Annotated in this window: 21 protein-coding genes; 12 read left to right on the top strand and 9 right to left on the bottom strand. The window is 40.9% G+C overall.

Features of this window, described 5'->3' with window-relative positions; translation table 11 throughout:
- The first annotated feature begins 36 nt into the window (after positions 1-36).
- From dusB to BWD47_RS12475, 7 genes are all read left to right on the top strand, one after another.
- Positions 37-1008, top strand: coding sequence for a tRNA dihydrouridine synthase DusB (dusB, locus tag BWD47_RS12505; RefSeq protein WP_036971025.1), 972 nt, complete (start codon positions 37-39; stop codon positions 1006-1008).
- A gap of 21 nt (positions 1009-1029) precedes the next feature.
- The gene (fis, locus tag BWD47_RS12500) at positions 1030-1320 is read left to right on the top strand and encodes a DNA-binding transcriptional regulator Fis (protein ID WP_002957804.1); all 291 of its coding nucleotides are present in this window, start codon (positions 1030-1032) and stop codon (positions 1318-1320) included.
- Positions 1321-1561: 241 nt separating this feature from the next.
- Entirely contained in the window at positions 1562-3148 is a 1587-nt protein-coding gene (gene purH / locus BWD47_RS12495; protein WP_065978124.1) for a bifunctional phosphoribosylaminoimidazolecarboxamide formyltransferase/IMP cyclohydrolase, read from the top strand.
- A gap of 96 nt (positions 3149-3244) precedes the next feature.
- Positions 3245-4066, top strand: coding sequence for a class I SAM-dependent methyltransferase (locus tag BWD47_RS12490; protein WP_065978125.1), 822 nt, complete (start codon positions 3245-3247; stop codon positions 4064-4066).
- Positions 4067-4082: 16 nt separating this feature from the next.
- Entirely contained in the window at positions 4083-5369 is a 1287-nt protein-coding gene (purD, locus tag BWD47_RS12485) for a phosphoribosylamine--glycine ligase (protein ID WP_075594076.1), read from the top strand.
- Positions 5370-5463: 94 nt separating this feature from the next.
- A complete protein-coding gene (locus BWD47_RS12480; protein ID WP_036971037.1) occupies positions 5464-7962 on the top strand; it encodes an EAL domain-containing protein in 2499 nt (832 codons plus the stop codon).
- A gap of 46 nt (positions 7963-8008) precedes the next feature.
- Positions 8009-8818: a DUF2797 domain-containing protein gene (locus tag BWD47_RS12475; RefSeq protein WP_036971040.1), complete on the top strand. Its 810-nt coding sequence runs from the start codon at positions 8009-8011 to the stop codon at positions 8816-8818.
- On the opposite strand, the gene BWD47_RS12470 is transcribed toward BWD47_RS12475, so the two are convergent.
- On the bottom strand, positions 8815-11319 hold the full coding sequence (locus BWD47_RS12470; protein ID WP_075594075.1) for an EAL domain-containing protein: 2505 nt from the start codon (positions 11317-11319) through the stop codon (positions 8815-8817). The two genes, BWD47_RS12475 and BWD47_RS12470, sit on opposite strands and share 4 nt — an antisense overlap.
- Positions 11320-11397: 78 nt before the next feature.
- Between BWD47_RS12470 and BWD47_RS12465 the strand changes: the two genes are divergently transcribed.
- Entirely contained in the window at positions 11398-11691 is a 294-nt protein-coding gene (locus tag BWD47_RS12465; protein ID WP_036971045.1) for a DUF4144 family protein, read from the top strand.
- Here BWD47_RS12465 and BWD47_RS12460 read toward each other — a convergent pair.
- The 6 genes from BWD47_RS12460 to BWD47_RS12435 form a co-directional block, all read right to left on the bottom strand.
- Positions 11688-12608 (bottom strand): histone deacetylase family protein, encoded by a 921-nt coding sequence (locus BWD47_RS12460; RefSeq protein ID WP_036971046.1) that lies wholly within the window; start codon positions 12606-12608, stop codon positions 11688-11690. The genes BWD47_RS12465 and BWD47_RS12460 overlap by 4 nt on opposite strands.
- A gap of 68 nt (positions 12609-12676) precedes the next feature.
- Complete coding sequence (locus BWD47_RS12455) at positions 12677-14224, bottom strand: serine hydrolase (RefSeq protein WP_065978128.1); 1548 nt, start codon at positions 14222-14224, stop codon at positions 12677-12679.
- Complete coding sequence (locus BWD47_RS12450) at positions 14221-14736, bottom strand: gamma-glutamylcyclotransferase family protein (protein ID WP_036971050.1); 516 nt, start codon at positions 14734-14736, stop codon at positions 14221-14223. Before BWD47_RS12450 ends, BWD47_RS12455 begins: the two co-directional genes overlap by 4 nt.
- A 7-nt stretch (positions 14737-14743) precedes the next feature.
- Positions 14744-15364, bottom strand: a complete 621-nt coding sequence (locus BWD47_RS12445) for a LysE family translocator (RefSeq protein WP_036971052.1) — start codon at positions 15362-15364, stop codon at positions 14744-14746.
- Positions 15365-15371: 7 nt separating this feature from the next.
- Complete coding sequence (locus BWD47_RS12440) at positions 15372-16154, bottom strand: hypothetical protein (RefSeq protein WP_036971055.1); 783 nt, start codon at positions 16152-16154, stop codon at positions 15372-15374.
- 3 nt (positions 16155-16157) lie between these two features.
- A complete protein-coding gene (locus BWD47_RS12435; protein WP_075594074.1) occupies positions 16158-16628 on the bottom strand; it encodes a CreA family protein in 471 nt (156 codons plus the stop codon).
- Positions 16629-16729: 101 nt separating this feature from the next.
- Between BWD47_RS12435 and BWD47_RS12430 the strand changes: the two genes are divergently transcribed.
- From BWD47_RS12430 to BWD47_RS12420, 3 genes are all read left to right on the top strand, one after another.
- A complete protein-coding gene (locus tag BWD47_RS12430; protein ID WP_075594073.1) occupies positions 16730-17317 on the top strand; it encodes an outer membrane beta-barrel protein in 588 nt (195 codons plus the stop codon).
- Positions 17318-17327: 10 nt separating this feature from the next.
- Complete coding sequence (locus tag BWD47_RS12425; protein ID WP_065978132.1) at positions 17328-17657, top strand: 5-carboxymethyl-2-hydroxymuconate Delta-isomerase; 330 nt, start codon at positions 17328-17330, stop codon at positions 17655-17657.
- Between the two features lie 914 nt (positions 17658-18571).
- Positions 18572-19621 (top strand): metallophosphoesterase, encoded by a 1050-nt coding sequence (locus BWD47_RS12420; RefSeq protein ID WP_036971067.1) that lies wholly within the window; start codon positions 18572-18574, stop codon positions 19619-19621.
- A gap of 344 nt (positions 19622-19965) precedes the next feature.
- Here the strand turns inward: BWD47_RS12420 and BWD47_RS12415 are convergent, their stop codons facing one another.
- Positions 19966-22104 (bottom strand): winged helix-turn-helix domain-containing protein, encoded by a 2139-nt coding sequence (locus BWD47_RS12415; protein WP_075594072.1) that lies wholly within the window; start codon positions 22102-22104, stop codon positions 19966-19968.
- A 341-nt stretch (positions 22105-22445) separates the two neighbouring features.
- Between BWD47_RS12415 and BWD47_RS12410 the strand changes: the two genes are divergently transcribed.
- Complete coding sequence (locus tag BWD47_RS12410) at positions 22446-25478, top strand: TonB-dependent siderophore receptor (protein ID WP_036971073.1); 3033 nt, start codon at positions 22446-22448, stop codon at positions 25476-25478.
- A 65-nt stretch (positions 25479-25543) separates the two neighbouring features.
- Here BWD47_RS12410 and zapE read toward each other — a convergent pair whose 3' ends face one another.
- Positions 25544-26650: a cell division protein ZapE gene (zapE, locus tag BWD47_RS12405; protein WP_075594071.1), complete on the bottom strand. Its 1107-nt coding sequence runs from the start codon at positions 26648-26650 to the stop codon at positions 25544-25546.
- Positions 26651-26671: the final 21 nt, after the last annotated feature.

Here is a 26671-nt window from a genome sequence, read left to right as displayed (position 1 = left end):
CTTAGCGCCCCTTGAAAAGAGGCCTATTGAATAACAGTGCGTATCGGTTCATACCAACTTGAGAACAACGTAATTGTCGCGCCAATGGCAGGCATTACAGACAGACCATTTAGACAACTTTGCCGTCGCTTAGGTGCGGGGCTTGCGGTATCTGAAATGCTCTCGTCAAACCCAAAAGTGTGGAAAACCGAAAAGTCGATGAACCGTATGGATCACAGCGGTGAATCGGGTATTCGCTCGGTGCAGATTGCCGGAGCCGATCCTGAGCTTATGGCACAGGCAGCACAATTCAATGTTAGCAACGGTGCACAGATCATAGATATTAATATGGGGTGCCCAGCTAAAAAAGTGAATAAGAAACTCGCAGGCTCAGCCTTATTACAGTTTCCTGAATTAGTGGAAGAGATACTCGATGCAGTTGTTAATGCTGTCGATGTCCCTGTCACCTTAAAAATCCGTACTGGATGGGATCAGGATAACCGTAATGGTGTCGAGATTGCGAAAATAGCTGAACGTTATGGCATTGCTTCTTTGGCTGTACATGGGCGTACGCGCGCATGTATGTACAAAGGTGAAGCAGAGTACGCCACGATTAGGGATATTAAACGTTCAGTGTCGATCCCTGTCGTTGCCAATGGTGATATTACATCACCAGAAAAAGCAAAACAGGTTTTGGATTATACGGGTGCAGATGCCATTATGATTGGTCGAGCCGCCCAAGGTCGCCCTTGGATATTTAGGGAGATAGACCACTATTTGCGAACTGGAGAACATTTGCCAGCACCTGAAATTGCAGAGGTGCGTAGCATTTTGATGGAGCACTTAGCAAACCTTCATCAGTTTTACGGTGAGCCAATGGGAGCGCGTATCGCTCGTAAGCATGTATCTTGGTATTTGCAAACCCATGACAGTGACGGTCAGTTTAGGCGAGTATTTAATGCGTTAGATAACCCACAGGCACAAGTCGACGCATTAGAGCAATACTTTAAAACACTAGCAGCTAACTAAGAAAGAAAGAGACATATAACGATGTTCGAACAAAACGTGACTTCTCCATTTATCACAAACCCTCATGTACAGTCACACGAGAAACCACAGCCGTTGCGTGATGCAGTGAAAAAAGCGGTTCATCACTACTTGAAGCAACTTAATGGTCAAGACGTACAAGACGTATACGACCTTGTTCTTTCTGAGCTAGAAGCACCATTACTTGAAGAAGTAATGACGTACACGCGTGGTAACCAAACTCGTGCAGCAATCTTACTAGGTATCAACCGTGGTACTTTACGTAAGAAGCTTAAAAAATATGGCATGAACTAATACCGTTATATTGAAATCGTAATCATTCTAACGCGCTGTCGTTTTAATAGGTTACCAATCCAATACAACGCGAGTATGTGGGTCACTGCATACTCGACAAAAAAGCACCTTAGGGTGCTTTTTTTATAACCGTTAAAAACTATGCAAATTCCTCACGCTTAAAACATCGTTTTCTCAGCAATATTCAGTTAAAATACCGCCTTTCTAAGCTAGCTCAAACATTGAGGTAATCAAAACTACAATGGATACACATCGTCCAATTCGTCGCGCACTATTAAGTGTGTCAGATAAAACCGGTATCGTTGAATTTGCTCGCGCTCTTGAAGCTCAAGGCGTAGATATTTTATCAACAGGCGGTACTTGCAAATTACTTGCTGATAATGGCATTAAAGTCACTGAAGTATCTGACCATACTGGTCACCCTGAGATCATGGATGGTCGCGTAAAAACACTTCATCCAAAAATTCATGGCGGCATTCTTGCGCGTCGCGGCCAAGATGAAGATGTAATGAGCGAGAACAATATCTCTGCTATCGATATCGTTGTAGTTAACTTATACCCCTTCGCAAATACAGTTGCGAAAGAAGACTGCAGCCTTGAAGATGCAATTGAAAACATTGATATCGGCGGTCCAACAATGGTGCGTGCTGCAGCGAAAAACCACAAAGACGTGACTATCGTTGTTAATGCGAAAGACTATGACCGTGTAATCAGCGAAATGCAAAGCAACAATGGCTCAACAACGTATAAAACACGTTTTGACCTAGCGATTGCTGCGTATGAGCACACAGCACAATACGATGGTATGATTGCAAACTACTTCGGCAAAATGGTTCCTGATTATACAGAGGAAGCTGCTGAAGAAACTAAATTCCCTCGTACAATCAACATGCAATTCACTAAAAAGCAAGACATGCGCTACGGTGAAAATTCACACCAAGATGCTGCTTTCTATGTTGAAAATGACGTTGCAGAGGCATCTGTTGCAACTGCAGTACAACTTCAAGGCAAAGCATTATCATTCAATAACATCGCAGATACGGATGCTGCATTAGAGTGTGTTAAAGAATTCGACGTACCCGCCTGTGTTATCGTAAAACATGCGAACCCATGTGGTGTGTCTATCGGTGAAAATATTCTTGAAGCTTACGACCGTGCATTCAAAACTGACCCTACATCAGCATTTGGTGGCATCATTGCTTTTAATAAAGAGCTAGATGCAGACACAGCCGAAGCGATTGTTTCTCGTCAATTCGTAGAAGTTATCATTGCTCCTAAAGTATCAGAAGCCGCAGCACAGATCGTTTCAGCTAAACAAAACGTACGTTTATTAGAATGCGGTGAATGGTCTGCCAAGACAACTGGTCACGATATCAAACGTGTTAATGGTGGTATCTTAGTTCAAGACCGTGATTTAGGTATGGTAACCCAAGGTGACCTTAAAGTTGTTACTAAGCGTCAGCCTACTGAGCAAGAATTAAAAGACTTATTATTCTGCTGGAAGGTTGCAAAATTCGTTAAGTCAAACGCAATTGTTTACGCTCGTGACGGTATGACTATTGGTGTAGGCGCCGGCCAAATGAGCCGTGTTTACTCAGCGAAAATTGCAGGAATTAAAGCAGCTGATGAAAACCTTGAAGTAAAAGGCTCTGTAATGGCATCTGATGCATTCTTCCCGTTCCGTGACGGTATTGATGCAGCTCGCGACGCTGGTATCACAGCGGTTATTCAACCTGGTGGTTCAATGCGCGATGAAGAAGTTATCGCGGCAGCTGATGAAGCGGGTATGGCAATGGTATTTACTGGTATGCGCCATTTCCGCCACTAATCACATAAAGGGTTAAGCAAATTGTTTAACCCTTTTTGTTTGCTACTAATTCACGTATTCTGATTATTAATAACCCTAAAAATGAAGGAATAGATGATGAAATTTGCCGTAAAATCGCTACTTGTTGCAAGCCTAGCACTTGCATCTGCACACGCACTCAGTCACAACCATGAATCAGCGCTTACAAGTGCTGTACAATCAAGTGAACGTGACGCTAAAAACAGCGCGCGCGATACATATCGCCACCCTATTGAAACCCTTGAATTCTTTGGTTTCAAACCGACAATGACAGTGGTAGAAATTGCCCCTGGTGGTGGTTGGTACAGCGAAATCTTAGCGCCGGCTGTAAAAGGTCATGGCGTCTATTACGCGGCACATTTCCCAGCTGATTCAGAAGTCGGTTATTATCAACGTTCATTAGCGGGTTTTAAGAAAAAGATGAGCGATGATGCACGTTTTAGTGAAGTGAAACTCACTGAATTTGCTCCCATTACTCACCTTGATATTGCCCCAGCCGGCAGTGCTGACTTAGTACTCACATTTAGAAATGTACACAACTGGTACATGGGTAAAGAGAAAGAAGGCACCTTAAGTGCATTTAAAGCATTTTATAAAGCACTTAAACCTGGTGGCACACTAGGCGTTGTTGAACATCGCCTTCCTGAATCTCGTAGTGATGACGATCAGAAATCTTCAGGTTATATGAAACAAAGCTATGTGATTGATATTGCAAAACAAGCAGGCTTTGAACTGGTAGCAACTAGTGACATTAATGCAAACCCACTCGACACAGCAGATCACCCTAAAGGGGTATGGACATTGCCACCACGCTTAGCGCTTGACGAACAAGACGCTGCAAAATATAAAGCGATTGGTGAAAGTGACCGCATGACGCTGAAGTTTAAAAAACCGCTTTAAATAGGATTATTTCGCCATGAATGTACTTGTCATCGGCAGTGGCGGCCGCGAACACGCACTTGCGTTTAAGGCTGCCCAAAATAGTAAAGTAAACACGGTATTCGTTGCGCCAGGTAATGCTGGTACGGCACTAGAGCCAAAACTTGAAAACGTTGCAATCAATGTTGAAGACCTTGAAGGTCTTGTTACGTTTGCAAAAGAAAACGCTGTAGAGCTCACCATTGTAGGTCCTGAAGTGCCATTGGTACTGGGTGTTGTTGATACATTCCGTGAACACGGTCTTGCTATCTTCGGCCCTACAGCTGGTGCGGCACAACTGGAAGGCTCAAAGTCATTCACGAAAGACTTTTTAGCACGACACAATATTCCAACAGCTGATTATCAAACATTTGAACAAATCGACCCTGCTCTTGCTTATTTAAAAGAAAAAGGCGCTCCAATTGTTGTTAAAGCAGACGGCTTAGCGGCAGGTAAAGGTGTTATTGTTGCAATGACTGAGAGCGAAGCTGAAGAAGCTATCCGCGACATGCTTGCAGGTAATAGCTTTGGTGAAGCGGGTAGCCGTGTGGTTATCGAAGAGTTCTTAGAAGGTGAAGAAGCGTCTTTCATCGTCATGGTTGATGGTAAAAACGTATTGCCATTCGCGACAAGCCAAGACCACAAACGTGCTTACAATGGCGATAAAGGTCCAAACACTGGCGGTATGGGTGCATACTCACCTGCCCCCGTTGTTACAGATGAAATTCACCAACGTGTTATGAATGAAGTGATCAACCCTACGGTTGAAGGTATGGCGCAAGAAGGCCACCCTTACACTGGTTTCTTGTACGCAGGTTTAATGATCACTGCAGACGGTACACCAAAAGTGATCGAGTATAACTGTCGTTTTGGTGATCCTGAAACACAACCAATGATGCTGCGTTTGAAATCAGATCTTGTTGAATTAATTGAAGCGGCTAACCGTGAAGAATTAGATAAAACAAGCATTGAATTTGATCCGCGTGCAGCAGTGGGTGTTGTTCTTGCAGCGAAAGGTTATCCTGGTGATTACCCGAAAGGTGATGCAATTAACGGTTTACTTGTTAATTACCCTGAAGGCGAAAAGGTATTCCATGCTGGCACTAAGCAAGATGCTGATGCGGTTGTAACCGCGGGTGGTCGCGTATTATGTGCAACCGCACTAGGTAATACGGTAACCGAAGCACAGCAACGCGCGTATAAGCTAGTTGAGCAAATCAGCTGGGATGGTATGGAGTATCGCACCGACATCGCTTACCGTGCTATTGCACGTGAACAGCATTAAGGTCGAACCTGTACCCTTGTGAAAAAAGCGCAGTTTAACTGCGCTTTTTTAATGCTACACTGTAGTAAAGTATTAATTTGTTAAAGAACCCATTTTGAATAATAAAACGCTGAAATATCATTTTGTTTCATTTTTTATTCTTGCAACTTTGTTTTTTATCATCACGACTTTGTCGACTCATCTTGCAAGCCCTACTCGTTATACTATTGATAAAACAGCGCCTGTATACACCCACACAGCTTACCGTATTGACGACACTGAATCATTAACCCTTAAAGAGCTCCTTTCTGAGCCAAAGAAATTAATTGAGCAACCCTTCGAGTACATAGAATGGGATTTAGCGGCAAAAGATTACTGGCTCAAGCTAGACCTGGAAAATAGACAATCGAAAGCAATTGATTTATTTATCCACTTCGACAATCCCATGGTTGACTATTTAACCCTGTTTGAATTGGATGCTGATCAAAAGCTGATCAAAAAAACGAGATTAGGCGATAAAGTTACTGGGCTTAACTTATTTCAGTACAGTACGCCTCATGCGTTACTCACATTACAGGCTAACGAACAAACAACTCTGGTTGTAAAAATTGATACGGTTGGTATCAGCAAAACCCCCATCAAAATTTATGGTAAAAACGAATTTCAACACCTTATTCGCTCACAAGTGGGGATTTGGGGGATATTTATTGGCGTGCTTATCATGGCGGCCCTTTATAACTTAGTGTTATTTTTTGGTATTCGTGACCGTGTTTACCTAATTTACATTGGTTATATCATTTCAGCCTTATTACTTATGGGCTCAGTACTGGGTTTTGGTTTTTATTTATGGCCTCTTTCATGGCAACTATTTTTTAATGAACACGTCGTTTTTAGTAACTATGCCATTGCCTTTTTCACGGTCGCATTTTGCACCATGTTTTTGCGTTACCACAAAGACAACTGTCTTCTCTACAAACTCAGCATTAGCTTTTTAGCCTTACTGTTCAGTTTTAGCTTAATTAGCTTCTTTATGTTGGAGTACCATTCGTCAAAGATTTTCTTTGCCTTAATGGTGCCGCTGTATATTTTATGTATTTGCATGATTTACAAAAAGCTTGTGAGTGGCTTTCGTTGGGCAAAGTTTTATGTGATGTCATGGGTCCCGTTAATAATAGGTGCTGCTGTGCAACCACTCGAATTAACGGGTTTTATCCCTTACAGTTTTGCAACTCGCCACCTATTTTTAATTGCGATTTTATGCGAGATCGTATTAATGGCAATGGCTTTGGCCGACCGTGTACGGTACCAACGAGAGAAAGCGCTGTATCATGCGACTCATTCGCAGCAAACAAAATTACTTAATCAGGCCATGTTAAAGCAAGCCTACATGAGAATGATAAATGAGCATAGAAACGCCAACTTATGCTTGTTAAAAATCGAGCAGTTTAATGCCTTAATGAGCATTTTAAATCCGACCCAAAGCAGTCATATCATTACCACAGTTGCTAAATCTTTAGAGCACCAACTTAGCAAACAAAGACAGTTTATAAGCTTAGAATCCTCACTGGATACCGCCCCAAAGGTAGCCGATTTAGGCAACGGCATACTGGCTTTTGTTTCAACCAAAATTCAACCGCAAGACGAGCTCAACGAAGAACTCAATACGCTTTGCAAACAACTGCCAAAGCAGTATCAAATATCAGGGCTAGATTTACAGCTTTATTACCGCTTCAGTATTACAGAACCTGTGGAAAATGATGGTTTTGACTCTTGGTTACAACGCGGCTATTTAGGGCTGTCACAAAAGCACCAAAATACAGATACAACCGCCCCACATATCGACATGGATTTAAGTTTAGCGGTGTCATTACAACACGCGATTCGCAGCAACTCTCTCGCCATTTACTTGCAACCCATTGTCAATTTACGCACCGGAACTATCGTGGGTGCTGAGGCGCTATTGCGCTGGCCATCAGCCGATAAGCACCTTGATATTGAGCAACTAATTTTACTTGCTGAACGCACAGGCCTTATCAACGAGCTAAGCTTATGGGTTATCGAAAAAGCATGTCAGACAGTGGCAAAACTGAATCAACAAGGCTATTACGATCACACGATTAGTGTGAATTTAAGTGCTAAAAATTTAGCCATTCCTAAATTAATCGAAAAAATCGAAAACAGTATCTTAAAGCACGGGGTTTCTGCTGCGCAGTTAAAATTTGAGTTAACTGAATTTGCACTGATAAAAAATCACACTGATATGGTGCGTTTCGTAAATGAATTAAATAAATTAGGAAGCCAAGTGATTCTTGATGACTTTGGTACAGGCTACTCTTCATTGAATTATTTAGTTAATTATTCATTTAGTACCATTAAAGTTGATAAGTCATTTATTCTCGACCTTACCAACAACGAGACACACCAAGTTATCGTTAAAACAGCCATTGATATGGCTCATAACCTGGATATGAATATCACCGTTGAAGGCATTGAGGATCAAACGACAGAACAGTTATTAATTAAAATGGGCGCCGACCAAGGACAAGGTTTTTATTACAGCAAAGCGATTCCATTCGATGAGTACCTGTCGTTAATTGCCACACATTCTAAATAGAGCATGTTACACTAGCCTTTTTTACATCTTTAGGGGCTATGTAAAGATGCAAGGCACACTTCGCAAATTAAAATCGTCGCACGCTGCACCCGTTCAATACCACCTGCCAATTGGTGATGAACTCGTTTCTTTAAATGATTACATTGGCAAAACACTGACACTGACTTTTACAGGCAATATTTTTTGTAGCAACTGCGGCAAGAAAACCAAAAAAAGTTACTCGCAAGGTCACTGCTTTGTATGCATGCGTAAGCTCGCTAGCTGTGATATGTGTATTATGAAACCAGAAACATGCCACTTTGATAAAGGGACTTGCCGCGAGCCACAATGGGGGGAAGAAAACTGCATGATCCCTCATTATGTCTATTTAGCAAACACTTCTGGATTAAAAGTCGGTATTACCCGTCACACGCAAATCCCCACTCGTTGGATTGACCAAGGCGCGACCCAAGCACTTCCTATCTTTAAAGTGCAAACTCGACTTCAATCGGGTCTTGTTGAAGTTGCTTTAGCACAGTTTATCGCCGATAAAACGAACTGGCGAAACATGTTAAAAGGCCAATCAGAAGTCATCGATTTAAAAGCTGCTGCTGCAGAACTTATTCCGCAAATAGAGCCTAAGCTCTCTGAACTTGCAGCGCTTTTTGGTGCAACAGCCATTGAAAAACTTAACGAAGACGTTGTTGAACTAGACTACCCTGTTAGCGAGTATCCGACAAAGGTTAGCTCTTTTAACTTTGATAAAAACCCTGAGGTATCTGGCGTACTTCAAGGTATTAAAGGTCAGTACCTCATTTTTGATACTGGCGTCATTAATATTCGTAAATTTACGTCTTATGAAGTCACTCTGGGTTAAGCACTCTGGGCTTTAGCAAGATAAAAGTCATACCATTGCTGCTTCGCTATGGGGCGGCAAAAGTAATACCCTTGGATGGTATCGCAGTTAAGCATTTGCAAATAGTTTAGCTGCTCTATTTTCTCCACGCCTTCAGCAACCACATGAATACTTAGACTTTTTGCAAGCGTAATTATTGCAGTTACAATCTCACTATTGCCATATTCATCCGGCACTTTGGCGATAAAACTGGCATCAATTTTCAATGTATCAATGGGTAACTTGGTTAAATAACTTAGCGCAGAATACCCCGTGCCAAAATCATCAAGCGTAATATGCACACCGAGTTTTTTTAGTGCAAGTAACTCTTGCTTCGCTTCACTAAAATGACTAATAAAGCAGCTTTCTGTTAGCTCAATTTCTAACTTGCGGGGGTCTACATCATATTGTTCAAGTAAACGCGCAACATTAGATGCCAGCAACCCCTGACGTAAATGATTGGCCGAAATATTAATCGCTAAACGGCCTGCCTCAATATCATATTGCCGCCATTTGGTTAATTCCTTACAGGCTTGCTCGATCACCCATAAATCAAGCTTAACAATTAAACCAAGCTCTTCTGCAAGGGGGATAAATTTGGCAGGCGATATCACACCTAAACTCGGCTCTTGCCAGCGTAATAATGCCTCAACGCCTAATATTTTACCGCTATTTAAATGCTGCTTAGGCTGAAAGTACAATTCGAATTCATCGCTTTCGATAGCATTTTGTAAACGACTCATCATCGCTAAACGCTCTAAAGAACGTGCATTCATCGCGGGCTTAAAGAGCTGAAATGAGTTTCGTCCGACTTCTTTAGCACGGTACATCGCTATGTCGGCATGTTTAAGCAACGTTGCACTATCAATGCCATCATCGGGGTAAACAGCCGCGCCGATTGAAGCAGTAATCGCAACCTCATGTTCATTAATTAATAGTGGCATACTGACTTGTTGTAATACTTGCTCTGCGAAGCCCAATAAAGTTTCAACACGGCTCACTTCGCACAGCAATACAAACTCATCGCCACCTAAACGCGCTAGAGTGTCTCCTTGGGGGAGAATAGATAAAATACGATCTGCAACTTGCGCTAATAAGTTATCGCCAGCATCATGCCCTAAGCTGTCATTGACTTCTTTAAAGCGGTCTAAATCAATAAACATCACAGCGAGTAGATCATCGTTTCGCTTAGCCGCACTTAATGCGATTGAAAGCCGGTCATTAAATAAGCGTCGATTAGGCAGACCGGTCAATTCATCGTAATAGGCAAGCTGTGAAATCTTTTCTTCTGCGCGCTTACGCTCCGTGATATCACTGAAAATAGCAGCGTAAAGAATTTCATCAACATTAGGGTCTTTAATTTTAATGATGGTCAACCACTCAACAAACTCTTCCCCCCCTTTTTTGCAGTTACAAATTTCTCCCTGCCAAACTCCGTCGTACTCAATGGCATGCCACATTTTCTGATAAAAAGAACGACTGTGTTTTGTAGAACTTAAAATACTCGGCCGTTTGCCGATGACTTCATGCTCAGCAAAACCTGTTAGCTTTGTGAACGCGGGGTTTACTTGAATAATCGTGCCGTCTCTTTGAGTCAGCATAATGCCATCGAGTGAAGCATCAATAATCTTATTAGCAAGGAATAAGTTACGCTGAGACTTTTGTAGTGCAATGTCGCGTTGTTCAATTGCACGCTCTAATTCACAGCAATAAGCCGATTCAATTTCAGTAATCAAATCGGCAAATGAAATAACGCCACAAATATCGGTATCTCTCACAACAAGATGACGTACATTTCGATCAGACATCAATCGGTACGCATCAAATAGGCTGCTTTCACTATCAATTTCAATCAATGGATAACTTGCATACTGCCAACAAGGATTGAGCCATTCAGTTTGAATGATCAACCCAACAATATCACGCTGCGTAATAATGCCATGAATATCTAACGCTTGATTATAAACAAGAACGCTTTCAAGGCGCTTCGCGCGCATAATCTCAACTACGCCTTCGATAGACATCGCTGAGTCCACAATTTCTAAATCGGTGCGGTATTGCTCATGAATGGGTCTAAACTGTAAATAATGATCAAGTCCTTGATTATGAACTATATCAGAAAGGCTGAGCATTCCCGCAGGCTGCTTATCGTTATCCAATACCAACAAGTGACGAATCCCATGCTGCTGAAAACGTAATGTCGCATCACTCAGCAAGCACTGACTTGGCACAGAAACAACTGGCGCCGACATCACCTCGTGAATCGCCACATTTTTAAAAACAGGGCTGGTAATGTCTACCTGTAAGCAGTCAGCTTCGGTCCAAATACCGACAATTGATTGTTCGTGTTTAACAAAAATAGCCGTTACATTATGAACATGCATCAACCGCACAGCATCAACCAGCGGAGTATGCGCAGGGCACGATACCAGCTTTTGCGAGAAAACATCACCGACCTTTTGATGGCGTCTTGGTTGATTCATAAGCAAACTTACCTAGTTTTGAAAGGAGTTAGCAATTATAATCATTTCAACCTATGTAGCTTTGATGCAGGACAATAAATGCACCAATCATTTCCCTTGATCATCTGCGCACAGCAGGAGTTGGATTACTTAAAAGATGAGAGTGATCTGGAGAGTTTCTTATTTAATTTAGATGAAAATCAAAAAAATCAGGTCATTTTAATAGCCAAAAACGGCCAGCACTTTGACTTAAATAATAACCAACTCGCCCCATTGAGTGATACAGATCTGGCAAAGCGCGTAACGCAACATTTAACTCAAGAAGGTATTTGTTGTCTCAGTAAGGTAACGAGACTGACTACGCAACAAGCATTTTCACTGCTGGAGTCTTAGGGCGCATCCACCAGCGCTTTTACATGAGCAACGGCGCTGCGACCTAATGCAGAAAGAGCGTATCCCCCTTCTAAAAAAGACACAATACCCCGGCAGTGTTGTTGCTCACACAGCTCAGCGAGCTGAGATGTTAGCCATGCATAGTCATCTTCTACAAACTTTAAGCTTGCCATATCATCTTCTAAATGAGCATCAAATCCCGCACTTATGAATAATAACTCAGGCTGAAATTCAGTCAGTTTAGGAAGCCATTGCTCAAGATAAACAGCTTTTAAATCATTACCATCACTGGCAATTGGCAAGGGGGAATTAACCAGAGTTTGATTATTTTCAACAGCCGTATTCGGATAAAAAGGATGTTGGAACAAAGAGCAAAATAATACATTTTCATCGTCTAAAAAGATGTCTTGCGTACCATTACCATGGTGGACATCAAAATCAACAATTGCAATGCGCTGAACCCCTTTACTTTGGGCATACTTAACCGCAATTGCTAAATTATTAAAGACACAAAACCCTGCAGAAGTGGTGCGGTTAGCATGATGGCCAGGGGGTCTTATAGAACAAAATGCCGCATCAATGTTATCAGCAAGAATTTCATCAACCGCAAGTATGCCCGCCCCTACGGCTCGCTCAATGGCTTTCATCGAGTCGGGACATAACCATGTATCACCATCTAGTTCAGCAAGGCCTGAGCTTGGAATCGTTTGCTCAACATGCCGAACAAGGGATTCATCGTGAGCACGTAAGAAGTCATTCCGGGTGGCTTTAGGCGCTTGTAAATGAGTTACCGCAATATCAACACCGCTTGCCAGTAAGCGATCAGTGATCATATCTAATCGTGCTGGACACTCTGGATGATCTTCTATCATTTTGTGTTTACGGCACATTGGGTGTGAGATAACAGCCGTTCTCATAACATGCTCCTTGAACAATTTTCTCCGATTATAACAAAGCCGCCATGTGGCGGCTTTGCGACTTTGGTTTACTTTTTAGCCTGTAAATCGAGGTTTCTAAAGTCAAAGCTAAAGTCAGTGACCTCGGTCGAAACGGCACGCATTGTCGCGCTACTGACACGGTTATCGGGGTTCATTTGGAACTCGATATACGCATCTGCTTCAAGCAGCTTCTCATCCCATTTAACAATAAACGTATTACCGGTGTAATGCTCAAGCTGGCCTTTTAAACGTTTGGTATGAGTGAAATCAATACGTAGTTGACCATTTAATTCTTCAATTATTACATCGCCATACCAGTTATCATGCAATGTGCCTGTGTAATTAATATTAGGCAGTTTAGGTTGATAATCAGCGGGGGTTTCTGGCGTAGCGTTCGCGTAGGCCTTTTCTTTGTTCTCAAAATGCTTTTTCGCTAACTCTTCCACCCAATCTTTATCGTCAAGTTCAAGGGCATCTTCCAATACTTCGTAAGTCACAGCTGATAATGCACTGAATGCTTGCTGGTTACTTAAAATGACAATCCCAAGGTTTTTCTCTGGGAGTAACGTTACTTGCGAAACCATGCCAAGAATCCCCCCACCATGGCCTAGCTTTTTAATTCCATGAAAGTCTTCAATACTCCACCCTAAGCCATAACCTCTAAATTGCTGATGATACATGTCATAGGCACTTTTTGATGCCAGTGAGGTAATGTGTGGATGCCACATTTGCTGCTGTTGTTTTTCTGTGAATAATTGCTCACCGTTAGGCATTTTTCCGTGAGCAAGTTGTGTACGTAGCCACTGGCTCATATCGTTTACACTGGATGCTATTGCACCTGCACCACGAAAATCTTCTAAGTAATTAACGAAAAATGGGTGTAACTGACCATCCATCGGAATGTGGCCTATTGCCCAGTTTTTATTGCTTTTAGGAATACGTGAAAAACCTGCTCGTGAATTTTCCATCGCAAGGGGTTGTAGTATGTTTTTTTCGATATAATCATTCCAGCTCATGCCTGATACGCGTGCAACGACTTCGCCTGCCGTAACAAACATTAAATTGTTATACGCATACTTACTGCGAAAACTACTTGCCGGTTTTAAATATTTTAGACCTGCGATAATCTCATCAATCGATTTATCCGTGTCAGGCCAGATCATTAAATCGCCTTGGCCTAAACCAAGGCCACTGCGATGGCTTAATAAATCGCGTATGGTCATTTCTCGGGTCACGTACGAATCGTATAAACGAAACTCAGGTAGGTGATCAATCACCTTGTCATCCCAATTTAACTTACCTTCATCAATCAGTTTTGCTAACGCGGCTGCCGTGAACGCTTTTGTATTAGAGGCGATACCAAATAACGTGTCTTTGTTCACTTTTTTACCGGTATCAAGGTTCGCAATACCAAAGCCTTTAGCTAGCACTACCTTGTCATTTTCAACAATCGCAACAGCCATCCCCGGTACATCAAAACGTGCCATTGAGGTTTCAATAACTTTTTCTATTTTTTTCGTGTCGATATCGGCATAGCTGTTAAATGCACAGCTAGTTAACAGCGCAGCTGCTACGGCTAATTTACGGAATGTCATAATGTACCTTGGTGATTTTTATTGTTATGAATAGCGAACTCTTTCGCTGCTCGGGTTTTATCTGGATCATCGCGACTGTCTCGCGATAGGATAGCTTCACTGTAATGATTTGGCACGCCAGCTTCAAGTGCGCCGCGATGAACATGCTGAAGATACCAGTCGAATGGCAGTAACGCGCTGTCTAATGTATTTGCAATGTAGCAATGCGCTGTCAATTGCTCACCTTCAACTAATTCTACACACACATCAACACAATCGTATCGTGGACCTTCAATTTCATCTAATATCGCTTTTTCAGCTAAACTTAACTGATACACCACACCATAAACTAACGCTTCAGGCTCGTGGGTTTGACGAATACTGCATTTAGCTGAGCCATCTGTGCTCACCATATCAAACGTCAGTTCGTAGCCTTTCAATACCGCTGTCCCGACACGCTTTGCTTCAGGCAGCCTAGCTAATAGACGACTTGACGACATGTTTGACCCAAATGAAAAGTTATATACTGTCATAATCACCTCACACGACTACACGAATGGCTAAGGCAATTAGCACCACACCAATGCCTCTATCAAACCAATAACCACGCTTTAAAAAAAATGCGCGAACCGATGCCTTAGAAAGCACCAGTGATAAAAATGAAAACCACAGCCAAGTAGCCACAGCCATATACACCCCATAGCTAGCTTGCACTCCAACTGGCGTATCTGGGCTAATTACAAGTGTGAATAACGACATAAAAAATAATGTCGCTTTAGGATTAAGCGCATTAGTAAAAAAGCCACGTCGAAACGCTTTGAAGTAGGATTCAGGTGCAGTTTCCGTGAGTGTTTGTTCATCAGTGTGAGCGGGCTTAGCACTGCGAATTGCGTGTACGCCTAAATAAGCTAAATATGCACCTGCCACGTATTTAAGCACCATAAATAAGCTGGGTGATTGTGACAAAATAAGCGCCACGCCTAAAACACAATAGCCAATATGCAGCAGTATTGCCGCGCCCACTCCCGCACTAGTCCAAAGCGCATTTTTACGCCCTTGTTGAATACTTTGTTTAAGCACAACAGCAAAATCAGGGCCGGGGCTTGCCACAGCAAAAAAATGCGCCACAGCAATTAATAAAAATTCATCAACATATTGCACGTGCTAACTAACCTACTTTTTGTTCATCTAAAGCAAGTAGCAAAGGATTAGCGCTATCATTAATAAAGGCTTTTATCTGCTTTTGTGCTTTTTTATATTGGCTACGTAAATGTGGTTTCAAATATTTTTTAGTTTGATTGTCTGTTTTAAAGTGCGTGACCAGTGCATGCATAAATAACGTTTGAGGCTCTGTTAATGCAGCCTGACGATTTGCATACGGATTATAACCACACCCACATCCACCTTTAAACTGATAGACCGTGTTACTCATCATAACCCCAAACCCTAAATAACACGCAAGTGCATCACTGGCCTGTGGTAAAAACTCTTTTCCACCTGGCGGTAACACGCCAACATGATGAATCAATATGGTTGCCAACGTACCAGCAAAGCTCGCCACTAAATCTTGTGGTTGGTTAATTTGATTTTGGTTAAACGACACATTAATCAAATGATTGGCAGGTACCATAAGCGTTGCACTTTCCCCTCTTAATGAGTCTTGAAACGCAAAATGAGGAAATACCTGTGGTGTTAATTGCGAGGGCGAGACCAAATTAACTGGCCACGCTTGCATGCCGGCATAATCAACAACGCGGGCAAATACCTTTTTTGCCATGTCTTCAATGCTAGACACACTGTCAGGAAAGAACTGACTATTCGGCAAAATTATTTGTGTCTGATTTAAAAAGTAATCGCTGTCAAAGTGCTCAACAGCCCACATAAACGTGTCTATTAACCATTGTTGTTCTTGTTCATCAACTAATGGGGCTGATTTAAATAGTGCTAACATAATTTACTCTTGTGAAAGTGCCCACTGCCATGCTTCGGTATTATACAAAGGCACCGTAGATAAGGCGTGATGATGGCTGCCTGTTGACTCTTTGGTTGAATAAGACAGATACAATAAAGTACGCGTTGGCGCATCATAAATGCGACGGACTTTTAACGATTTAAATAAAATACTTTTCGATGACTTAAACACCACGTCACCAGATTTACTACGATCGATACTTTGTAACTGCTGAGCCGTAATTGGTCCCGTTTGACGACACGATATCGACATATCCGATGGATCGGCAAAATCGAGGTTAGCCTCAATATGACTAATATGACAGGTTACACCGCTAATAAGTGGGTCTTGTTGTGATACAACTTTAATATCTTTAGTCGTAAATAGCCCTAAACTGACTGACGCAGCCTCATCCGAACAGCCGTTGAGCAACGCCAAAGTCGCTGCACAGGCTACATATTTCAGTAACTTCATGTTAGTTATCCTTATAAAAACGCGCGTTATGCATTTACAACAATTTGCCTGCTATGTTTCAATACTATCTCAAAACATCCTCAACAACGAGCACCTAAACAATGAAAAAGTCGCTAACTGTATTGTGCTTAATGCTAACGAGTTTCACCGCCTCTGCTGGGTATTCTGTCAGTGCAGGTTTTGGCAAGAATTTCAGTCAATCATTAGAAACCGAAGAAAACCTAAAAATTGATCTCGACGATGATAGTCAATTTACATTCAGCATTGACCGAACTATTGAATCAGCACGGTATGGGCTATTTTACTCAGCAACAACATTGAATATGGAAGCACAGAGTGATAAGAAAATCGAGATGCAATACCTACTATTTCAAAGTGCTGTTGAAGTGCCTCTAGGTAAAAACATCAATGGCTTTGTCGGTGCACAAATTGGTGCAAACCATGTTAGTACCAACTTTACAGAGTCTGATACCTTTTTTACCACAGGCTTATATGCCGGTGCTGAGTACTTATTTACCGACAATGTACGTGTTTATGTTGAAAGTCGCTGGTTGGCGACTATTGTAAATAATGCAAGTAATGTGTCATGTACCTTGCCCACATCAGAAAACGAACAATGCCTTTGGCATTTCGACGGTGATGTGTTGAACCAATTTCAGACAAACATCGGTTTTAGCTACCGCTTTTAAGGAACACCCCATGCCGCATATTGTTATTGAACACTCTGAAGACTTACCAATTCTTCCGCAAGTGCTGGTTGAAAAAGTACACTTGGCAGTCTTTGATTCTGGTTTATTCGAACTATCAACCATAAAAACGCGTGCCATCGCTTATCAACACTACCAGCTAGGTGAAGGAAAAGACGGTTTTATTCACATTAGCGCATCGATAATGCAAGGTCGTACCGTTGAACAAAAGCAACTCTTGAGTGAGCAATTGCTGAATTGTTTAAGAACATACTGTCGTCGTTCGTACAGCTTAAGTGTCAACATTTCCGACATGAACCCAGACATTTACTGCAAGTGTTAAACAATTTGCTGAGTTAGAAACTCTGTTCATAAGCATTTCATTTCTATTTAAGGCAACAAATAAGCAGTAAGCACTCACCACGCTCATTGGGCAACAATACAAAACCCAATGAGCAACTCTGTGCATATTCAGCTCTCCCTTTAAATCAAAAGAATGTGCTGTTTAAAAATGATAATAACTTGCTTGCTTAGTCATTAAGCGAACATCCTCAGTACACTTAGATTAGTGTCGTGGTTCTCACTCAATGCTTTACTCTCCCTCTAACACTATTTCAGCGCCGAATGCTCTTATCTTAGTAGTCGCTTTTTCAAGGTGTGACTCAGTAATAAAACAAGCTAATAAACCATCAAAAGAGAGCGAATATTACATAGTTACTAGCTTTTAGGTACTGGCTTTTAGGTACTGGCTTTAACGTACTCACTTTAGACTAATGAGTTACATAGCTACAATCTTATTCGCTTCTCTTTAAAATCATCAAAAACATAACAAATTGTTTTTATTAAACAATATTTAAAAATAGATGTAAAAAAGACATATAAGCCATCAAAAATAGAGTTTAAATGATTTGTTACCTCATTCTGTAATTGCGATAACTCATTACAGGTGCTCTTTTCGCCTTACCTTAGTGATGGATGTTGCAATGAATTAACACCTTCGAGTACATCCCTAGCACCTGATGATAGAGACAAATAACGTAACGCACATAGAAAATTAGGAGGTAAAAATGAATAATCACTCCATAGCAAAGCGAAAGCATAAGTATCGTGAAGAGCAAAAAGGTGTACTGGCTTTAATGCTTGATTTTACGTTTATTATTTTCGTTACATTAATCTGCTCTTTATATATTTACTCACTTTGCTTTATATCACTTAAAGCTTTGTAATACGCAATTAAAGAGAACCCGAGGTATTAACATGCTCTTTTCTAAGTTTTTAATTTACACATTACTTCTTACAAACTCATTGTTTATCACCACAGCATTGGCACACAATAACGATGAAAAAAGCACCAAGTATGATGATGGCCCTTATTTATTTTATAATAACAATCACATCCAACAATTTGATGTGATTAACAGCAAGCTAGAAATTACAAACTATGCTGGCCCACTTGCTATTCCTGAGGAGTTTAAAGCGACAGACAAGGATCAATATAGTGATGTAAAAAAGTTTGCTGCAATCAGTGATATCCATGGGCAATTTGCAATATTTAAAAAATTGCTCATCAACAATGGTGTAATAAACGACGCATTAAATTGGCAGTATGGTACTGGGCACCTAATCATAACTGGCGATATTTTTGACCGTGGCGACACTGTTACAGAAGCACTTTGGCTAGTATTCAAGCTTGAGCAACAAGCAGCAATTGCCGGAGGTCACGTTCATTACCTTCTCGGTAATCATGAATATCTAGTTTTGCGAAATGACCAACGCTACCTGCACCCCAAATATAAACATACCGTCTCGTTTTTTAACGATAATCTAACAGAGCAATACAGCGTGCAAAGTGTGTTAGGCCGCTGGTTAAGAAGTAAATCAACCATTATAAAATTAAATGACTTTATTTTTTTACATGGGGGCATTCATGAGGACTTTCTGAATCTAAACATGACACTTGAAAGTGCAAACCAAGCGTTTAGAGACAGCATATCTAAAAGTAAGAAGGAATTAAAAGCCAATCCTTTATGGGCTACTTTACATGGAAAAACAGGCCCTATCTGGTATCGAGGCTACTTTAGAGATGAGCAACTTAAAGATGAAGCGGTTGCTGGCGTGCTAAGAAAGTTACAAGCGAGTAAAGTAATCGTAGGCCATACTTCAATGCCATCAATCGAAACGCGTTTCGATGGTAAGGTTATCGCGATCGACAGCTCAATCAAACGAGGAAAAGAAGGTGAATTGCTCCTATGGGAAAACAACCAGTTTTTTAGAGCAACGCTTACCGGTGAAAAAAAGCCACTGTAATAAATGCAATTTAAAGCTGCAACATTAACCACCCAATGCTTAAAGGAGTGCTTAATGTTGCAGTTAACTACACCGTTAATGAGAATGGGTAATGAATAACAGGTAACTGAACAGATTAAGACGTACTTGCACTTAAGGCATTTAGTTTTAAACCCACAGTGTTAAAACCCACTTAGTCTTGTACGCGCTTAGCCTTAAGCCCTCTTGTTTTACACAGAATTTGTCCCCTATTTCGCTGCCTTGGCTATCAGATAAAGACACCGTAATTACATATACATGCCTTTTCTTTTAATACTTACCGGCAAAGCTGTAAAACAGTGGCAGCAAAACTAGAGTTAGAGAAACTAGGGTATAAACTCGGCAGGTAAACGCTTGATCTCTATATCAGGCAATAAATAAGCGGTATAGACTAACCAACGCTCATTAGGTATGTAGGTTAAACCTGATGAGCGGCTGTATGCTCGTTCAGGTAACGCAATTAAATCAAAATGACGTTGTGTTTCTAAATCATAATAGCTAATACGATAGTCGCCTAAGCGCACTTTATAGTAATAAATACGCCCTTCATGAAAAGCATTTTCAGCAACATATAACCATGTATAGTGATGCGCTAAATTAATATCCTGTACCAGTAATTCTTCTACACCTGTGTCGTGATGCTTAACCCAAATAGCATCATTTGAGTTACTAAATAATATATCGCCTTGCGATGTCTCAATACCATAACGAGCTTTAGTATTTACAGCCTTGCCTTTAATTTGCCCATTTAAATCATAACGGTATAAATAATCACCATCCGACACCAAAAACGATTGACTGTCTGCTGAAAATCTCGGCTTAATATCAGGCTTAAATGGCAGCGTTAGCGCTTGGCTTTGCTCGACTTTGAAATCATAAAAATATAAAGACGTGCGTCCTTTGTTTTCCAAAAAGAACAAAATATAGCGGCCATCAGGTGACCACGTAGGATCGAGTATTTGCCCTGTAACATGACTAAAATCAGTAAGCTGTTTGCGAGAACTACTATCAGGGTTCACAATCCATAATTGTGAACTACCAGATTCATCAGATACATATAAAAGTTTATTCTGTTGCTCGTTATATTCAGGAAAACGAGAGCTAAAATTAGTTGAAAGCATTGAAAAAGGTGAACTTGCAACTTGCTCGTCTATTTTCAAGCGCGTGATCACTCTATCGAGATCCCACTGATGATAATACACACTGCCATCACTACTAAAGTTAGGTGAACTCATACCTGCAATTTGTGTATTTATTAAAGAGTTGTCACTTATGTCGTAAAAGTACCCATAACGCTTTCCTGCTTCCACAGCTGTAAAAGCCAGTTTATCTTTATGTGGATGCCAATCAACGCCATGAATATCAACAAAATTATCGGTAATGCGGCGGCTTTCCCCAGAAGACACATCGATTAAAAACAATGCTTTTTGATCATTTTCAACATTTCGAGTCACCACTACTTGCTGAGCATCCGGAGAAAATGACACTGATTCATCGATTACGTCACAGTGATCTGTACAGGGTATAAATGTTTCACTTAATTGATTAGCATGTAAATCAAGTAGTTTTAAGCGACTAACAGACTTACCAGATTCAGAAATTTGTTCATCAATATAAACTAATGTACGACCATCAGCACTAATGTCTAAATCAGTTCGAAACTGACGACTACACTCAGTCAGTACCACACTGGTTGCGTTCACTAAAGAGAGTTTAACAATCTCACAAAACTTATTTGTTTGATACCGATAATAATAGAGAGTCTTTGCATCAGGACTGAATACAGAGTGGCCTTTAGTGTAAGGTGAGTCAGTGAGTTGTTTTGCTGGGTGCTCAGGAAAGTGCAAATCACGTAAGTATAAGTTGGTCGGTTTGCCTAACTGTCGCCATAAATACACTAAATAATGCTGGTCGTTTGATATCGCAGGGTATATTTCTCGCCCGGGACTTGCTGTTACGCTTTCGATACTGTTAAGGGGGAGTGAAAATGCAGTATTATCTTGATTATCAGGTTGGGTAGAAAACTGCCAATACAAAGCAACAACACTAATAACAGAAATGGCTACAAAAGCCCCCGCAAGAATCGGCCTAATCAATGATAAGCGCCTACTTTTGTTTTTTTCGTTTCCACTTAACGCACATTCAGAGGGAGGTTGAACCAGTCGATATCCTGTTTTACGCAACGTTTCTATATAAGTCTGTTCAGGGTCAAGCTCTTTAAATGCTTTACGTAAATGCCATATTGCATTGGTTAATGCTTTTTCACCAACATAAAAATTCCCCTCCCATACAATATTGATTAACTCTTCTCGGGTAATAGCTTCAGGATAACGCGCAACAAGACAAGCGAGTAATTCAATAAACTTTGGTTGTAGGATTTGCTCGCTATTATCATGGATCAGTTTGTTTTCTAGCGGGTTAATAACACAACGACCCAATTGATAAGCACGATTAGTTGTTTCCATTAACTCAAAATAACCCTCATTGTTGGTATGCAGCAGTATATAGCTTATTCAAGTTATCTTAAATCCTCCCTTTTAACCAGCTTTAAAGTTAAGAACTAGTTAATAGCACCTTCACAGTTAACCAACTGATTTTAAATAAATAGACATTCAATAGATGTTAAATAGAGACATAAACGAGTCATGATTAGTTGTAGTTGCATTCACATTTATATAAAAGTTTTAACGTCAATACCTGACAACCAGAGTGTTGCTCGCTGTACATTTATACTTAACTGCCCTTAATTGAGCTTCACTCTGGTTTTTTAGAACTAAAAATAAACACAACATAAGTAGGAACACCCGTGAGAAATCAACTAATCAAACCGTGTGCTATCGCGCTTGCTGTAACGAGCGCTTTATGCCAGCAAGCTTATGCAAATGAAGCTGAAGAAGTTAAAATTGACCGTCAACAAACAACGAACTCTGTTAATGTTAAACCCGAAGCCAAAGAAGACGTTGAGCAAATCATTGTTACTGGTTCGCGCTTAAAGCGTGATAGTTTTTCTGTAACAACCCCCTTAGTAACGATGGACAAAGCGGCGATTGAAGACACTGGTTTATCTAATTTATCAGATATACTTGTGGATAATATGCCCGGTTTAGGTATAGATATTGGTAACACAACTAGCCAATCAAATAACTCTAATACAGGTTTATCAACTGTCGAACTTCGTAATCTAGGTGCTAATAGAACTCTTACCCTAATAGATGGTCGTCGTGTTGTAGCAAATAGTTACAGTGGTAACTATGTAAGCCTTAACACTATCCCGAGTGGTATGGTTGAACGTGTTGAAATCATTAGTGGTGGTGCCTCTGCTACTTATGGCGCTGATGCCGTAGCCGGTGTAGTTAATATTATTACCCAGTCGAAAAAAGAAGGCTTTGACTTTTCGGCTAAAACTGGCCGCACTGATGAAGGTGGAGGTAAAACCTTTACCATAGATGCAAACTACGGCAGTTCATTTGCAGAAGATCGTGGTTATATGTATGTCAGTGCAAACTGGGACCGCGATTTTGGTATTAGTTACTACGATAGAAAGCGTGCCCAGATGGAAGCCGACGTATTCTATAACGAAGATGAACTATGTAATGGTGTTGGCACAACTACGGGCGACCAATGTATGCGCGATACCACACGTGCTGACTGGCGAGATAGAAGTGACGGTCTTCCTGGCGGTGTTTTCTTAGAAAGCTCAAAGAATGATACGCAGTTTTGGTATGACGGTACAAATTTACGTGATGATTGGGCTGGAAACGAAGAATTATACGGCATCAACTCAGCTCAGTATGTAATGTTAAACGTACCGAGTGATAACTTATCACTTGCTCTAAAAGCTGATTTTGATATCAATGATAGCACTACTGCATATGCGCAAGTGCAATTTAGTAAAAGTGGTTCATTTAATAACAAATCACCAGAAGACACATCAGAAGGCAGTGAGGTCGTTTATATTAACCCAACGACTGGTGAAGCAGAACCATTCTCAGCTGGTTATATTCCTATTGATAACCCTTACGTACCGCAAAGAATTATCGATAGCGACCCGTATAAAGACCGTATATATTGGGACCGAAGATTCAATGAAGTGGGCAATATTAGCACTGACAATAACCGCGAGACAATTCGAACATGGGCGGGCTTACAAGGCACTATGTTTGATGAAATGTGGGATTGGGATGTTTCTGTAGGTTATGGTCGATACAAGCAAAAACAAGTACGCGCCAATGAACTTAGCTTAGTACGTTTAGCACAAGCCCTTGATGCTGAAAAGCTAAATGATGGCACTATTCAATGTGCTGACAGTGATGCACGTGATGAAGGTTGTGTGGCTGTTAATTTATTTGGTGAAGGCTCTATCACACCTGAAATGGCTGACTGGATCCGCTCGACACCAGTACTTGAAACAACCAATGAACAACTTACCTTAATGGGTTACATTAGTGGTGATTTATTCGAATTACCAGCGGGTTATGTGTCGTCTGTTTTTGGTGGTGAATACCGTAGAGATTCGCAAGACATTAAAACATCTACAGACATGCAAACGGGCGGTATTACTTATAACTACATGCCAGAATTTTACGGTGAAATTGATGTAGTTGAGGCCTTCGCAGAGTTTGGTATTCCCCTTTTACGTGATGCTCCTTTAGCAAAAAGTTTAGACGCTGAAACATCAATACGTATCTCTAACTACGACATTGACGAAGTAGGCACTGTTGCTAGTTATAAGTTAGGGTTATTTTGGAAACCTGTTGATACACTCGCTTTACGTGCAAATTATGCACGAGCTCAACGCGCTCCTACAATTACCGAATTCATGTCACCTGAACGTGGTGATTACGATTCATACAAAGACATCTGTGATGGGGTGACAGCAACTTCTGACGATATAGGTCACAATAACTGTCGTCTAGATCCAGCTATCGCAGCTCTAATTACAGAGGATGCTAGTTTTGAACTTGATGATGACAACAGTGGTTATTCTCCATCATCTGGTAACAGTAATATAAAAGAAGAAACCGCAGATACTTATACTGCTGGCTTTACTTATTCACCAGAGAGTCTAAAAGACTTCAATTTAGCGGTTGATTATTACGATATCGCAATTGAGGATGCAATTGATGAAATAAGTAATGAGAATATTCTATATCAATGTTACGCATCAAATACTGGCTATGGTACGACTAACCCATTTTGTAATGATATTACCCGCGGTAGTGATGGACAAATCAATAAGATACAGCAGCGTGAATATAACCTTGATGAAATTAGAACTCGCGGTTATGACGTTGTAGCTACCTATAACTTTGACCTAGATGACATGGGTAATATCGCAGTCAAACTTGATTACAACCATATCATTGAACACTCTCAAACATTTTTAGGTGAAGATGGTGATTTCGTAACAACCAACTATGTTGGCTATGGACGAGGTAAAGATAAAGCTGCATTCTCGCTTTCGTGGAGCAATGAAAACTTACGTATTCGTTGGAGCTCTCAGTTCCAAGGAAGCTTCCGAGAAGATGAACAGCTAGATCGAGATTACGAAAAAGCGATTGCTAAAAATACTGAAAAGTGTGCAAATGAATCAGCTGATTGTATTAGTAACCCTGAGCCACTTGCATTTCAAAAGTTTGGCTCATTTATAAAACACAACTTAGCAGCTTCATACACTATGGAACTAGATAATAACAGCGAATTACGTTTATCAGGTGGTATTAACAACATCTTTGATAACAATGGGGCGTTTTTCCCACATGGAACAGGTAACTTCAACTCTGATTGGGGTGGTGGTAAAGGCCGCTATATGTTTATTGGAGCGCAATATAGCTTCTAAAAAAATATTTTAATGCTCCCAAGCAATCCCTGGTAAAGGCGAAGCGTGATGGCTTCGTCTTTTTTTCACCATGTTTGTACCTCAATAAGGCGTGATTCTGCTCGGGCGTATTCAAATGCTAACTTGTGCCCTTGATACAACTCACTTATGCTCCCCTCGGCTGATATAATCAACAGCCTATTTCTATCATAAAATTCATCCACTAAAGCAATAAAACGCCGCGCTTCATCATCTAAAAAATGTTCTTGCAAATCTTGTTTCTCACGCTGATAACTATCTTCAATACCGTGTACTATCTGCTTACCTGTCGCACCTCGTCCCATAACGGGGACGTTAAGTAAATACACTCGCTTAAACTGCTCAGCTAAATAGATATAATCAGCCGTACTGCGTGCTCCTGAGCACAGCGCCATAAAATCAAACATAATGGCTTCTTTTGCCTTTAGCACGGAGCGAATATGTCGATTGTGAACCGTTATAGCCTGATTCTCAGTAATTGCTTGCTCTTGCGCATAAAAGCGCTCTTTTATTGCTTCATCATTATTGATAACAAAATGTTTATTTTGTTTTCCAAAGCGAAGCCGATGATCTGTCTCGCCCGCAATACTCATCACACAGCAATGTTGTTGTAATAAATCAATAGTCGGTAAAAAACGTGCACGTTGTAGGCCATTCCAATATAGCCTCTCAGGCTGACAATTTGAGGTGGCAACCAGTACAACTTGATGCTCGAATAGCGCTTCAAAAAGCCCTGCTAAAATCATTGCATCGCCAATATCAGAGACAAAAAATTCATCAAAACAAAGTAGTTTAATTCGCGCGGCCCACTCTTTGGCAATAACAGACAGCGGATTTTTTTGTCCTTGTAATTCTCCCAAACGTGCATGCACTTGCTTCATAAAATGGTGAAAGTGCAACCGCACTTTTGCTTCGATATCGACATGATGGAAAAACACATCCATCAGCATCGACTTACCGCGTCCAACTGGACCGTGCAGATAAAGGCCTTTAATTGGCTTTCGTCTTTTCCAGAAAGGTGTTGGGACTGTTAACTCAAAGGCTAAACTATCAAGCGCAGTAATGGCATTGCGCTGAGCAACATCATCACTTAAGACTCCCTGCTCTATTTGCGCATTGTAGTACTGTAAAATTTGTCCTTGCTGTACTGTCATAGGTCACTAGTATCCGCTATA

The sequence above is a fragment of the Pseudoalteromonas sp. PAB 2.2 genome, assembly GCF_001938575.1.
GTDB lineage: Bacteria > Pseudomonadota > Gammaproteobacteria > Enterobacterales > Alteromonadaceae > Pseudoalteromonas > Pseudoalteromonas lipolytica.
The sequence above is the reverse complement of the archived record's forward strand: the minus strand, read 5'-3'. Positions and strand labels throughout refer to the sequence as shown.

What these genes read in the sequence shown, in the direction of transcription:
- fis (WP_002957804.1), top strand. Translation starts at nt 1,030, where the DNA reads ATGTTCGAACAAAACGTGACTTCTCCATTTATCACAAACCCTCATGTA.
- purH (WP_065978124.1), top strand. Translation starts at nt 1,562, where the DNA reads ATGGATACACATCGTCCAATTCGTCGCGCACTATTAAGTGTGTCAGAT.
- BWD47_RS12490 (WP_065978125.1), top strand. Translation starts at nt 3,245, where the DNA reads ATGAAATTTGCCGTAAAATCGCTACTTGTTGCAAGCCTAGCACTTGCA.
- purD (WP_075594076.1), top strand. Translation starts at nt 4,083, where the DNA reads ATGAATGTACTTGTCATCGGCAGTGGCGGCCGCGAACACGCACTTGCG.
- BWD47_RS12475 (WP_036971040.1), top strand. Translation starts at nt 8,009, where the DNA reads ATGCAAGGCACACTTCGCAAATTAAAATCGTCGCACGCTGCACCCGTT.
- BWD47_RS12470 (WP_075594075.1), bottom strand. Translation starts at nt 11,319, where the DNA reads ATGAATCAACCAAGACGCCATCAAAAGGTCGGTGATGTTTTCTCGCAA.
- BWD47_RS12465 (WP_036971045.1), top strand. Translation starts at nt 11,398, where the DNA reads ATGCACCAATCATTTCCCTTGATCATCTGCGCACAGCAGGAGTTGGAT.
- BWD47_RS12460 (WP_036971046.1), bottom strand. Translation starts at nt 12,608, where the DNA reads ATGAGAACGGCTGTTATCTCACACCCAATGTGCCGTAAACACAAAATG.
- BWD47_RS12455 (WP_065978128.1), bottom strand. Translation starts at nt 14,224, where the DNA reads ATGACATTCCGTAAATTAGCCGTAGCAGCTGCGCTGTTAACTAGCTGT.
- BWD47_RS12450 (WP_036971050.1), bottom strand. Translation starts at nt 14,736, where the DNA reads ATGACAGTATATAACTTTTCATTTGGGTCAAACATGTCGTCAAGTCGT.
- BWD47_RS12440 (WP_036971055.1), bottom strand. Translation starts at nt 16,154, where the DNA reads ATGTTAGCACTATTTAAATCAGCCCCATTAGTTGATGAACAAGAACAA.
- BWD47_RS12435 (WP_075594074.1), bottom strand. Translation starts at nt 16,628, where the DNA reads ATGAAGTTACTGAAATATGTAGCCTGTGCAGCGACTTTGGCGTTGCTC.
- BWD47_RS12430 (WP_075594073.1), top strand. Translation starts at nt 16,730, where the DNA reads ATGAAAAAGTCGCTAACTGTATTGTGCTTAATGCTAACGAGTTTCACC.
- BWD47_RS12425 (WP_065978132.1), top strand. Translation starts at nt 17,328, where the DNA reads ATGCCGCATATTGTTATTGAACACTCTGAAGACTTACCAATTCTTCCG.
- BWD47_RS12420 (WP_036971067.1), top strand. Translation starts at nt 18,572, where the DNA reads ATGCTCTTTTCTAAGTTTTTAATTTACACATTACTTCTTACAAACTCA.
- BWD47_RS12415 (WP_075594072.1), bottom strand. Translation starts at nt 22,104, where the DNA reads ATGGAAACAACTAATCGTGCTTATCAATTGGGTCGTTGTGTTATTAAC.
- zapE (WP_075594071.1), bottom strand. Translation starts at nt 26,650, where the DNA reads ATGACAGTACAGCAAGGACAAATTTTACAGTACTACAATGCGCAAATA.